The following is a 13,540-nucleotide window of genomic DNA, read 5'->3' as shown; positions in this document are numbered from 1 at the left end:
ATTGGCTAGGTTTGAGTAAGATTTTTGGAACGGAACATTAGCGGCACAGGCATTTAAAAATTTCGATAGGGATACAAACCAGTCTTGTGTTACGAAGTCTCTCAGTAATGCAACATACCATTCTACAGGCTCCTCACCAAAAATATCTGCGTGCACTTCTGATATATAGGTGTAAAAACCTATTGAAAATAAGAATATTATTATAGGCCTAATATAGCTTTCGCCAAAACTAGATATAAAGTAGTTGATATTTAAAACCAAATGCTTAAAATTAAAATCATTATTTATGTATTTAAAAATAATAATTGGAATTCTCAATAGAAAAAACAACAGTTCAAATAAAATAAAAATAGGGGTGATAACAATAATAAAATAAATAGCAAAAAATGAATTATCGAGACTTACAATGCAATCTACTATATCATTTAAACAACCTACTATCTTATTTATATGGTTTTTTATATTTCTATAATATTCTTTTATTTTTATAAAAATTACATTATCATATGTTATCCCTTTCATTTCTTCTCTGTAAGAGTTCATTTCATGCACAAAGAATCTATTTGCCTCAATTTTATTATTATTTTGCGCAAAGGAGTTTTTAACTATTCTTAGCGTCTCTCTGTCCGTTCCTACTAAATTAATGTCAGTATTTAAGAAGTTAGGTTCTTGCTTTATATTTGCACTAGAGAAATTTAAACCAGATGTAAATTTTGTATTCCTAAAGTTAGAAAAGTCTTTGAAAGTAGTATAAATAAATTCTGTTATATTTTCTTTTTTCTCGTTGCCAAATACTACATATTCAAATGCAGCAAAATCTTCAAAAATACTTTTATAAAACCTAGCTTTCATAAATGAACTTTGGTATACATCGAAAACACCACTCACATTAGAATTATTAAAATTAATATTTTTTACTATTGCATTTTTTAACTCAAACTTACTTTTAAATTTTGTGTTCTTTATTGTTATTTTTTCTATTTTTATAGGAAACCCTTCCTCTTTATCCTCCGAGCCATTAACTTTAAAGCTACTATCAAAATTACAATCCAAAATTGATATCTCATTAAAAATCAATTTACCTTCATCTATCTTATTATTTTTTTCACTTGCAACTTTAATAAAAATACCATTCATCTTAATATCTTTGATAGAAATATTCTTCTTGAAATCACACTCTTCAAAAACGTTAAATCCTATATAATTATAATTAATATTTTTCTTGTGACTATAGTCATTAGTTATATTCACATCGCCTAAAAAATTACAGTGATAATACCTATAACTTTCTTCATACAGAAATAAAGTATCGAACTTTTCACCTTTATCTTCTCTTGCACCCTCACCTAAGTACATTAAGCCTGCTTTAATTGTTAAATCACCGTTAAAAAGACATTTCTTATAATAATATTTGTGACTTTCACTAACTACAGCATTACACCCAAAAAAGCAACTTTCGAAAACAACACTATCAAACTGTTCTGTTATATAGCAAAAATTACTCAGTGACTTATTTTTTATCTTAGGGAAACATATATTCGTTATGTATAGCACCTTAGTATTCAAAATCTCCTTTAAAATCTCATTCTGATAAAAATTTACAAAGCTAATATCTTTTAAGGAAAGCTTTTGCAGAATACCATGCCAGTTTAGACACCTTAAACCATTAAGGTTTTTTATCTTTGCAAGTATATAATTTATAAAAAAATTGTTGAATTCTGATAAATACTTATCTTCATCAATAATATTTTCACTAGAACAATGCAAAGCACATTTATCAAGGTTTTCAAATACTTCATTCTTGCAACCTTTAAAGCAACATTTCATATAAGGTAAACCTGAGTAAAAGCAATCGTGAAATAGGCAGATAATAACACACAACTATTTGCTTAATTACCAGAAATCAACTATAAAAACCAAAAAAAAGCCCCCATAATGGAGGCATTTTTCTGAATTAATCTCAGTTTACATTAAACGCTCGATTACAACGCTTTCAACTGGTCCATCTGCGCTGTCATCGCGGTCAACTGCCCTTCTAGCTCAGCCAGTTTCGCTTTCTCAGCATCGACCACTTCCGCAGGTGCTTTACTGACAAAGCCTTCATTACCGAGCTTGCGCGCGATACCTTCAGATTGACCTTTCAATTTATCATATGACTTACCCAAACGTGCTAGCTCAGCCGTTGGATCAATCAGCCCTTTCATCGGTACGAGTACACGTAGCTGACCGACCATACTTGATGATGATAATGGCACTTCATCACCTTCTTTTAGTATCTCTAGGCTCTCGACTTTGGCAAGCGCTTTAAACTGGTTTTTGATACGTGATAGGCGCGCATCTTCGTCGCTAGAGATATTTTGTAGTAGCACTGGCAGACGTACCGCATTACCGAGTTTCATCTCACCACGGATATTACGCACGCTAGCGATTAGCTCTTGTAGCCACGCCATATCAGCCTCAGTTTGCTCACTGATTTTTGCATTATCGGTTTGTGGATAGTCAGCAACGACGATGCTATCAGTATTTTTACGACCCAATAGCGGTGCAACCGTCTGCCAAATTTGCTCGGTCAGATAAGGCATGATTGGATGGCTAAAGCGTAGCGCGGTCTCAAGCACATGCAGCAATACATAGCGGATTTGCGCTTTACGCTCGCTTGATACAGAGTCATCATTGAGGCTAGCTTTGGCAAGCTCAACATACCAATCACAGTATTCATTCCAGATAAACTCATAAATATCATGACTGACCATATCGAGGCGATACTGGGCAAAATGCTGATGGATATTACTAATCGTCGAGTTTAGACGACTCATGATCCATTTTTCTGGCAATTCCCAAACATCCATGTTGGCTACTTGGTCAATCGCTTGGGCATTACCTTCTTTATCCACACAATTCATCAGTACAAAGCGGCTGGCGTTCCAGATTTTATTACAGAAGTTACGATAGCCCTCGACACGCTTTAGATCAAAGTTGATATCGCGACCAGTACTAGCAAGCGAGGTAAAGGTGAAGCGCAGCGCATCGGTACCGTAGGCTGGGATACCTTCTGGGAACTCTTTACGCGTTTGCTTTTCAATTTTCGCCGCATCTTTTGGATTCATCATATTGCTGGTGCGTTTTTCAACCAGCGTTTCCAGATCAATACCATCGATCAAATCAATCGGATCCAAGACGTTACCTTTAGATTTAGACATCTTTTGCCCATTGCCATCACGTACCAGACCATGCACATAAACGGTCTTAAACGGTACTTGCGGCGTGCCATCTTCGTTTTTGACAAAATGCATGGTCATCATGATCATGCGCGCAACCCAAAAGAAGATGATGTCGAAACCGGTGACCAACACGCTGGTTGGGTGAAAAGTTTTAAGCACGCGTGGATCGGCGTTAGGGTCTGCCCAATCAAGCGTACTAAACGTCCACAAACCCGAGCTAAACCAGGTATCAAGCACGTCATCGTCTTGGCGCAATTTTACGTCGTCGCTTAGATTGTACTTAGTGCGTACTTCCGCTTCATCACGGGCAACATAAATCTCACCTGTCGCGTCGTCATACCACGCAGGGATACGATGTCCCCACCATAGCTGACGGCTGATACACCAATCCTGCAAGTCGGTCATCCACGACATATACATGTTTTTATATTGTGCAGGGACGAATTCAATACGACCATCTTCTACGGCATCAATCGCAGGCTTGGCAAGCTTACTTACTGCTACATACCATTGATCGGTCAACCACGGCTCAACGATGGTGCCGCCACGCTCAGCACGTGGGGCTTTGAGCGCGTAGTCTTCGATATCTTCTAGCCAGCCTTGCTCACCTGCTTGCTCAACAAGGAATTTACGCGCCGCAAAACGCTCAAGTCCAGCGTATTCACTTGGCGTGGTTTCTAATGTCGGCTCACGCGTTTGCAGATCAGGATAAACTTCCATCGCTGGCAAAATGTTAGCGCGCTCATCAAGGATATTAATCAATGGCAAGTTATGACGACGACCAAGTTCATAGTCATTAAAGTCATGGGCTGGGGTAATTTTTACGCAGCCGGTACCAAATTCGATATCAACATAATCATCGGCAACGATAGGCACGATGCGACCAGTAAGCGGCAAGGTAATGGTTTTGCCAATCAAATGCGCGTAACGCTCGTCCTTTGGATTGACGGCAACGGCGGTATCGCCAAGCAAGGTTTCAGGGCGCGTGGTGGCAACGACCAGATAGTTTTTACCCTCTTGGGTCGTGATATCTTTATCGGTGAAATGATAGCGGAAATGCCATAAGCTACCCTTTTCATCGACGTTTTCTACTTCTAAATCCGATAGCGCCGTTTGGAACTTAGGATCCCAGTTGACCAGACGCTTACCACGATAAATCAAGCCATCATCGAATAGGCGTACAAATACTTCTTTTACCGCATTCGACAAACCATCGTCCATGGTAAAGCGCTCACGTGACCAGTCGACTGAGCTGCCCAAACGACGAATTTGACGGGTGATATTGTCGCCCGACTCTTCTTTCCATTCCCAGACTTTATCGATGAAATCTTCGCGCGTCATATCACGGCGCTTCAAACCTTGCGCCTCCAAACGACGCTCAACGACCATTTGGGTGGCAATACCCGCATGGTCGGTGCCCGGTTGCCAAAGCGTGTTGTCACCATCCATACGGTGATAACGGGTTAGTGCGTCCATGATGGCATTGTTAAAGCCATGACCCATATGCAGTGAACCGGTGACGTTTGGTGGCGGCAAGGCGATAGAGAACGACTCGTCTTTATCAAAGCTTGGCTTAAAATAACCGCTCTCTTCCCAACCTTGATACATGCCTGCTTCGACATCGCTTGGATTATAGGCGTTCTCTAATTGACTTAAGGCGGCCTGAATCGATTGTGTCAGGTTGCTCTTGGTGTTGCTCTTGGTATTATCAGGGGTATTAGAAGTACTCATAATAGAATGGTCTTTTATTAAAAATGAAGGTGGTCAAGCAAAGTTATCGAAAAATAGGGAAAATAATTAATAGAGTGATTTTAACGCAGATGGGCAGATTTTGTTAGATGCTAAGGACATTTATCAGTCTTCAATAGCGGCAGGGGCCAATTTACAACAGTAATCGGCTGAACACTCAACATAATAAACGCTGCGCATACGCTAGAATAAAGAGAAACCTAAATTATTATCAGATAAACAGCGAGCCGACCGTGTCTAAAGATAGCGAGCACAACGATAACAATAATAGTAGCAATAGCAGCCGCTCTAATACTGAAAATAGAGAGGATGAACGCTCTATAGATGATGACAATTATTATAAAGGCAATGCTCAAAGAGGTAGTGCTAAAGGAAACAGTGCTAAAGACAAAGTAGAAGGCGATACTGAGGCGCAGAGCGACTCCGATACCACAGAAAACTTAGAAGACGAAGACTTTTCTGAGGATATTAGCGAAGAAGACAAAGAGACCATCAAAAAAGTCGCCAACGATGACAATTTTAGCCAAGCAAAAAGCTATGCCAGTATCTTGGTTGAGCAGGTGATGGATGCCAGAGAAACCTTTGAGCGCTCGCTTGGCTCGTTATTTACCAGTGCTTTTACCGCAGGGCTTGAGATTGGCATCAGCTTCTTTATGATTTTATCGGCTTTTGCGCTTTTGAGTGACGTGCTCCCAAGCCATTACGCCATCGTCCTTGCCTCTCTACTTTATCCGATTGGTTTCATTATTGTCGTCATCGGTCAATCGCTTTTATTTACCGAACAAACCTCGCTTTTAAGCTTACCTGTTCTCAACAAAATCGAGCCCTTACATAAGTTGCTACGCCTTTGGGGCATTGTCATCGCTGGTAACGTCGTTGGTGGCTGTTTATTTGCCGCTTTGATGATAGGCCTAGGTTTAAATATGCAGCTGTTTAGCGTCAGCGACATTGATGCCTATGCCGAGCATATCTTAGGGTTTAGATGGTGGGTAATATTTGGTAGCGCCATCTTGGCAGGCTGGATGATGGGCGTTACCGCCTGGCTTGTGACCTCGGCGCGCGATACCCTTAGTCGCATTGTTTTAGTGACCTTAATTACTGGCAGTATTGGCTTTTTAGGTTTGCATCACAGTATCGTCGGTAATATCGAGATATTTTCTGCTTTGCTTTATGGCAATACCGTCAGCTTAGCGCGCTATTTGCTATTTTTGGCGGTGATATTGGTTGGCAATACCGTTGGCGGGGTGGTATTTGTCGCGGTACTAAAAAACCGTACCTTCTTGTTTGATATTGCTAAAGTCAAAGAAGAAACTGCCAAAGACAAACCAAACGAAGTCAACAATATAAACAACCGTATAAATACCCGCCGACCTTATTAACAATAATTAGCAGTAAAATCCTTAAGCTAATTTTCCATAACAGATTTTAAGCTTTTAAACCTGTTATGGGATTTTATGAACGAGTGATATATAGTAAATTCCATTGAGAAATGTCATAGGACTGCTGGAATAAATTTTTCGAAGCCTTTGGCGTGCGAAGCACACAGCAAGCGAGGAAGATTTATTCCAGCAGAGCGCTATTTTAAATGAACCACTTTTATATTGAATTGGCTATAGATGCTTAGCGTCTGTCTAAATCATTAGCGCTAAAGCATGCGCGCGGCTAACACACTGCTTTCTATTTCAGACTTTCTCAGTTTATTGTGCCGTGCGCTAAATATGCGTACCAAAATCCCTGCCGTCAAGAACATTACCAAGGTATAGATGGCTGGCATCATCGACATATCGTAGTTCGATAATAACGTCAACGCCATAAATATCGACAATGTACTGTTTTGGAGCCCGACTTCTAGCGTGATTGACGTTCTTTGCGCCAAATTTAGACCGAACCATTTGCTACTATAATAACCAAGCGCCATGGTTAAAAGGTTCAATATTATCGACACAGGACCGGTCGCGATAAAGGCATCGACGATGATATCGCGTTGCACATAGCCCAAAAACAACACTAAAAACGTTAAAAATAGCACGCCAAAACGCGACACATAGACTTGTGAGCGATCGGCAACTCTTGGCGCGTAACGCTTAATCAGCATGCCGATACTAATAGGCACAATCGTTAGCAGCACCAAAGTAAGCACCGTTTTTAATACGGGCAATTCAAACGCGCTACCGCTGCCCATAAAATAAATCAACGAAAAGCTCAGTACAATTGGAATGGTAAATACCGTGATAACGCTGGCAATCGCGGTCATCGTTACCGACAGCGCGACATCACCTTTGGCCAAATAAGTAAATAAGTTTGAGGTAGTGCCGCCCGGACACAGCACAAGCAGCATAACGCCAACGGCATACTCTGGGCGTAATGGCATGATATTGGCTAAGGCAAAGCCGATGATTGGCAGTAGTATCAGCTGATTGGTCAAGCCTATACCCACAGCCTTGGGGTATTTTAGCACCCGTTTAAAATCATTGGTGACGAGGGTCAAGCCCATGCCCATCATGATTAAAAACAAGCAAATAGGAATAATAACTGAGTTTACTAAAGTGACTAGCGCCAAACTTTCCATAATGACATCCCTGTAAATGTGACCTATTCCTAGATCAACTGCTAATGATTGAGTAATAACGGCTTAGCATTCCTTGCTAAGGCTGGTGAATAGCAGCTGACGCTTAACATCAACGACCATCACTCATTGTTATGCTGAATTGCTGTTATATAGTCAAAATATCCTAAAAACGCTAAGGTATTGCTGATATATCGATATTACTTTTCACTCACTATAGCTTTTATGAGGGTGCTTATAGCATAAAAGTCAGCAAAACATATAGCGAGTATATAGCGCAAATGTCATACATATTTGCTTTATTCAACGACTCATCAGTCAAATGTAAAATGTGGGAATAGAGTAGAAATAGAAAGGGTTTGCCAGAAGATTCTAAGGAGTTACGGTTAAATGATATCTAATACATAGAGGCTTTATTAGAATTTTCACAACTATGGACGGCGGTACCATAGGCAATGGCTTCGACCATGCTGCCCAACTGATTGACATTACTGACTTCAAAACGCAGGCCATAAATATGACTATAGCCTTTCGCCTGCGCTTGGCTACGCATACGTACGGCAGCTTCACGGCGCGCGCGATCAAGTAAGGTCTCATAAGTGGTAAGATTTTTACCAAAGATACTTAAAACGCGAGCAATGACCATTTTAAAATAATCTTGCGCAATCACCACGCTGCCAAGTACCAATTCTCCCTCAGTATGAGCTGCAAGTTTGGGTACATAAAAGCGCTCGGTCGAGACGACAATATGACCAAGCTCTTTTTCAGCGATTTTTAACTGTACCAAGTGCTGACGCTCATGCCGTGAGCCAAAAAACCAGCCGACCACAAACAACACCAGAAGCGGCGCATAGTTGATGAGCATTTGGGTGAGAGAATTATTCATGGACCGTCTCGAGCGTCAAAAAGCATTGCTGCTTTTTTTGCTGGTTAATTAACCAAAAGGATTGAAACGTGGCAAATCATCAGCAGCGGCGGTTGGTTTTTGCGGCACCGCTTGGTCATGATTTTGCAAACCTGTAGGACCAGAAGGATTGCTCGGCGGTTGATGAGATGACGGCGAAGAGATGGACTGCTGCGGCATGGGCACGGCTTTAACCGCTGTGCCATAAACAAACAGCTCAGAAGCGCCTTGGGCAATGCTCGAAGTCGAAAACCGCAGACCTACCACAGCATCAGCACCCAAAGCCTCTGCTTTGATGACCATACGATCGATCGCTTCTTGGCGTGATTCTTCTAATAGCTCGGTATAGGCCGTCAGCTCACCACCAACGATATTTTTTAGCCCAGCGAACAAATCTTTGCCCACGTGCTTTGAGCGCACAGTACTACCGTAGACGACATCTAAGCGCTCGGTAATCTGGTAGTTGGGTAAGTGCTCAAGGTTGGAAAGTTGCACAGTCATGCTACAGCCTTATTGGTGACTTATATGAATTTAATGAAGATTGATGGTGTCAGTGCATAATAAACAATCAATATTGTTGAAACAAACCCTGCTAGTCATTGGTATGAAACAATAAAAACAGCTCGGTCAAATTGCCTTCGATGCTATTGGCCATTTGTGCCATTTTATCTTCATCAGCGCGCATTTCGGCAAGCTCAGGATCTTCATCATCGATACCGCTTAGCACAATCATCGGTAAGGTTAAGACCGCCACATCTTCTGCGGTTTCTTCATCTTCAAACCAGTCACTGGCTTCATCGCCATACATCGCATCGACAAAACCAATCGACCAAGCAACAATATCAGATTCTTCTGAGAAATCGACCGCCACTTCTTCATCACCCGCATCTTCACCAAAGGGTAACTCGATCGGCGTCTCGTTTTTTAGCTCAGCCATGATTGAGTCGCGCCAGCGCTGAATACCGTCAATCACATTTGCAGGAATGTCACTGACGTGACCTTCAAACAGCGCATCGAGCCAATTTGGCAACGGACGACCAATAACTGTCGCGGTCAAAAAACCATGGGTGGCAACACTATCCAGCACGAACTGGCTCTCATCATTGTCCAAATAGTCTAATAATTCATCGAAACTGAGTGGGTTATTCATAGCAGGGAGTCCTTGGCGGCTAGATTACGGCGTACGCCATACATGAGTATGGCAACATAAAAAGAGCTGATTGCAGCATCATTTTTAACAATTTAATATTATTAAAAATATCTGACAATCAGCTTAGCACAATATACTTAACATGATGATTGCTTATCTGTGTCACCAGTTAACAACTTTCGGCTAACACAAGCCATTATCTCTACTTTTCCTGATTATCAGGCGGCAAACTTAAAACAGAAATAACGGGTTAAATATCGTCATCATCCCAGTCATCGCCATCTTCATCAAAATTATCGATGTCATCAAGATCGTCTTTGAGCTCTTTTTCTAGACGTTTTTCTTCTAGTAAGTTATCAATCAAACGGCGTTTTTCAAGGCTGCTTAAGCGCGTGCGCACACTGGTTTCGGCCTCTTCCACCATCTTGGCGTCGTCATCATCGACAAAATCGTCATCAAAATCGTCATCAATATCAGCGTCACTCATGACAAGCTCCTATCGTTTTTCGGCAAAGGTATTGAAAATACGTAAATATATATATGCCTTATAAAGTCTCTCCCAAGCGTTGTCAATCCTTTTTATCAGTATGACAACGTTATGCTCAAAGCTAATAAGCACACAGGCATTTATCTTACAGGCAATTGTAGAGATTCACTGACGTCTAAAGTGGCAAATTCACCCCTGCGCTTCTGTCTCTTCAATCATCAATACTGCATTACGTACATCAGCCAGCCGCTGAATCATGGCATCATTACCGCCATCGAATATCGCACATTCTCTCTCATAAACCGTCGTTGGGCGCATGACGCTTTGGAGCTGCACATGATGATTGATTTGTTTAATACCCGCATTTGGTAGCAAAATAAGCATCTGCTCTTTTTTACCAACGCTCTCTAATAGATGACTCATCGCCTCAACTTGCGCATTGTCACTGACACCCGCTTTCGCTGGTAAGGCAAATCTTGACAGCTCGATATGCTTATCGTGGATAATTTTATTGAGCATGAGATACAGCTTAGCGAGCATCACCCCTGCCAATGCTACTTTGGCATGGCTATTATCTGCCTTTAGCATCACATAAGCGCCGCTTTCATCAAAGTGTGGCTCATTAATCGCGCTGACCCCAAGCAATAATGGCTGCTTCAGTAATTCGGTCACCGCTTGATTTAATAACTGCGTACATAATGCCAAATAAGGCAGGCGCTGCGACGGCGCTAAGCGCTCGAGCATATTGAACTCATCATGAAAGACTATCTGGACGCTGACACTATCAAATGGACGGTTGGCAGACAGCCGAGCCATACCATTAGAGCCATTAGACTTATGGCTGTCATGATTGTTAGCATTGCCAGCAGTCAGTTGGTCCTGTAGATTGTCCGCGCCATCGTTACTCATAGCATGTGCAGTGGTGTCATGCGTCGCATCAAGCTCAGGATTTTGACCTTGCTGCCCTCTAACGTATTGATTGACCGCACTATGAATATCCAGCTTACGCGGTAGGTCTGATTTATCAACATTTGGATTGCGGCTGGTAGCCGCGGCATTGGCGGCACTAGCGGATTCTGTTGACACATCTTCTTTTTCATCGCCACGCTCAAGGTTGCGCTCATAACCGCGCGCAAATTCGCGCTGATCGATCTGCCTGTACTGCTCGCGATGTAAATCTTGAATAGCGCGGCTTAGGGCATTGATTTGCTCTTTGGTTGGGCGCGCAATATAACCATAAATCAGCCATAGCAATAAATGCAGCAGCATCGAACCAATCACAAACGGCCACTGCATGGCAATAATCTCACCCTTGCTAATGTCTTTGAGGGTCAAGGCCACGCTACCGATGACTGCATCGCCTTTGGTGGCGATTTGGCTAATGGTATCGCCTTGCTGCATCGGTGCATTACCGACTGGCACCAAGACATCGCCATTATTGTCTTTAATCAAAATGCGCGTGACATCCTGCTCGCTGGTATAACGATTGGCTATGACGCTAAGGCTGACGCGGTCTTTATTTTCTAAAGATAAGCGCGCTTCATCAATAAGCTGAGCGACCATTTGCTCGCCCTTTTGGGCACGGCTATTGCTCAGCTGCTGATCGGTACTGATGACCAATAATAGGGTCTGCAAACAAAAACTAACCAGAAGAATAATGGCAAACAACCCTTGCCGCGGCGCTAAATACGTCATGATATGGTAAACTTTTTTGGATAAATGGAAGTAAAAAAAACGAGTCTAAGGCTCATTTTCTAGAAGTGTATGCCGCTCTTAATTTGTCTATTTGTTTTTTGCTTAATTCACTAGCGCCGCCACTCAATCAATAGTATTACAGTATTTAAACGCATCGCACCTAAACAAATAGCACCTAAACAGATGACACTGAAACCAATACTATTGATAAGACCTTGCCATCGTACAGCAGTTTTGTTGTGCAATTATGTTTGGTTCATACCTTTACCGACAAATCGAGCGCTTATTTTCTCTACTATATCATCATAGTAAGGGTTATGGCGTTAGCGAATCGCATAAATTTATTGTAAGAATTTTCTTCTATGCGGCGGCGCTTTTTAGGCCTGTTAATTGGGTATGCTAAGCGTTTTTATCAGACTGTGAGACTTTGTACCTCACCTATAGGCGCTGCCCAGTAAAGCTGCTATTATTCCCAATCTTATATCAGCATACAAGGGACAATTGAGCGATGCAAAAAAATACATCTTACTCGTTACCAAAAGACAGCAAAGCTTGGCAACAAGCGGTCGATTCTGTAGCCTCATTATTGCCTGAAGGCACAAATCTACATGATTTTGATGCGCTACAATCCTTGCCCGTGTTTGCCTTGATTGTGGTATTGCCGACGCATGTATCTTCGCTCGATATTCATCAATATGTGCAGTCTTGGGTCGATGAGCAGCCAAACTGGCACTTGGTCACTGTCGCAGAAGACGCCGACGCCAATTTTGTCGATATTGAGATTGCTGATATAGATACCACGCAGCCATTTGCCAAGCGCTCGTTTATTGATGTGCAAGTGTTCCGCTATCTGCTGGTGCCCGTCACCGATACTCTCATGCACCCTGCTAAAAAGACAGCAGCGGCGCACATTATCGATGACCAATTGACCACCCGTCTGCGCCACGAATTAATTGAAGACTATAAAAACTCGCAAACTGCCATAGGTAGCGAGCATTTAGATGTGGTCGACTGTCATATCTTGTCGGTCGGTCATATGCTACGTACCCATAAGCTGGCCTGTTTTGATATGGATTCGACGTTGATTGAACAAGAAGTCATCGTTGAGCTGGCAAAAACTGCGGGTATCGGCGAGCAAGTTGCAGCCATTACCGAAGCGGCGATGCGCGGTGAGATGGATTTTGATGAATCCTTTGCACAGCGCGTGGCGTTATTAAAAGGCATATCGACCGATGTGCTCGATGATATTTGTAGCCGTTTAACCTTATCAACAGGCGCGCTGACCACTATTAGCGCCCTTAAAGCTCTGGGTTATCATACGGTCTTGGTCTCAGGCGGCTTTACCTACTTTGCCCGTTATATCGCTGAGCAATTGGGTATCGATGAAGTGCACGCCAATGCGCTAGATATCGAAGACGGCGAAGTGACCGGTCATGTGCAACTGCCAATTATTAATGGCGCCAAAAAAGCGGCGATTGCTGAACATACTGCTGAGCGCTTGGGTATTGATATGTCACAAGTGGTTTGCGTCGGCGATGGTGCCAATGATTTACCGATGATGGCGCTAGCGGATTTGGGCGTGGCGTTTAATGCCAAACCCATCGTTCAAGCGCGTGCGGACGCTGCGGTCAATGTTACAGGGCTTGAAGGCGTGCTTTATGCGCTTGGCTATCCAGCCTTTGCCCGTACTAAATAACGCTTAACCATTCTAAAAAATTAGCTAGGTTAAGGATTTGTCTTTAGCCTAGCTTTTATGGTTGAAGCTTTT

General features: G+C 42.3%; 10 protein-coding genes. 2 read left to right on the top strand and 8 right to left on the bottom strand.

Annotated features, from left to right (window positions below; genetic code table 11):
• Together IQ457_RS13230 and IQ457_RS13225 are read right to left on the bottom strand one after the other, a co-directional pair.
• The coding region (locus IQ457_RS13230; RefSeq protein WP_200663856.1) for a hypothetical protein at window positions 1-1,827 on the bottom strand (1,827 nt) is incomplete at its 3' end.
• Window positions 1,828-1,982: 155 nt separating this feature from the next.
• The gene (locus IQ457_RS13225; RefSeq protein ID WP_200663855.1) at window positions 1,983-4,952 is read right to left on the bottom strand and encodes a valine--tRNA ligase; all 2,970 of its coding nucleotides are present in this window, start codon (window positions 4,950-4,952) and stop codon (window positions 1,983-1,985) included.
• Window positions 4,953-5,203: 251 nt separating this feature from the next.
• On the opposite strand from IQ457_RS13225, the gene IQ457_RS13220 reads away from it, so the two are divergent.
• Window positions 5,204-6,349: a formate/nitrite transporter family protein gene (locus tag IQ457_RS13220; protein ID WP_200663854.1), complete on the top strand. Its 1,146-nt coding sequence runs from the start codon at window positions 5,204-5,206 to the stop codon at window positions 6,347-6,349.
• Window positions 6,350-6,615: 266 nt separating this feature from the next.
• Here IQ457_RS13220 and IQ457_RS13215 read toward each other — a convergent pair whose 3' ends face one another.
• The 6 genes from IQ457_RS13215 to IQ457_RS13190 form a co-directional block, all read right to left on the bottom strand.
• The gene (locus IQ457_RS13215) at window positions 6,616-7,539 is read right to left on the bottom strand and encodes a bile acid:sodium symporter family protein (RefSeq protein WP_200663853.1); all 924 of its coding nucleotides are present in this window, start codon (window positions 7,537-7,539) and stop codon (window positions 6,616-6,618) included.
• A 394-nt stretch (window positions 7,540-7,933) separates the two neighbouring features.
• Window positions 7,934-8,422, bottom strand: a complete 489-nt coding sequence (locus tag IQ457_RS13210) for a YbjQ family protein (RefSeq protein ID WP_200663852.1) — start codon at window positions 8,420-8,422, stop codon at window positions 7,934-7,936.
• Between the two features lie 48 nt (window positions 8,423-8,470).
• Window positions 8,471-8,941 (bottom strand): YbjQ family protein, encoded by a 471-nt coding sequence (locus IQ457_RS13205; protein WP_200663851.1) that lies wholly within the window; start codon window positions 8,939-8,941, stop codon window positions 8,471-8,473.
• A gap of 91 nt (window positions 8,942-9,032) precedes the next feature.
• A complete protein-coding gene (locus tag IQ457_RS13200; RefSeq protein ID WP_068403615.1) occupies window positions 9,033-9,590 on the bottom strand; it encodes a UPF0149 family protein in 558 nt (185 codons plus the stop codon).
• Between the two features lie 250 nt (window positions 9,591-9,840).
• Entirely contained in the window at window positions 9,841-10,077 is a 237-nt protein-coding gene (locus IQ457_RS13195) for a PA3496 family putative envelope integrity protein (RefSeq protein WP_068403618.1), read from the bottom strand.
• Between the two features lie 189 nt (window positions 10,078-10,266).
• Complete coding sequence (locus IQ457_RS13190; RefSeq protein WP_200663850.1) at window positions 10,267-11,772, bottom strand: hypothetical protein; 1,506 nt, start codon at window positions 11,770-11,772, stop codon at window positions 10,267-10,269.
• A 508-nt stretch (window positions 11,773-12,280) separates the two neighbouring features.
• Between IQ457_RS13190 and serB the strand changes: the two genes are divergently transcribed.
• The gene (gene serB / locus IQ457_RS13185) at window positions 12,281-13,468 is read left to right on the top strand and encodes a phosphoserine phosphatase SerB (RefSeq protein WP_144297801.1); all 1,188 of its coding nucleotides are present in this window, start codon (window positions 12,281-12,283) and stop codon (window positions 13,466-13,468) included.
• Window positions 13,469-13,540 lie beyond the last annotated feature (72 nt).

Origin of the sequence: Psychrobacter sp. M9-54-1 (assembly GCF_016613355.1) — a bacterium.
Taxonomy (GTDB): Bacteria; Pseudomonadota; Gammaproteobacteria; order Pseudomonadales; family Moraxellaceae; genus Psychrobacter; species Psychrobacter faecalis.
The sequence above is the reverse complement of the archived record's forward strand: the minus strand, read 5'-3'. Positions and strand labels throughout refer to the sequence as shown.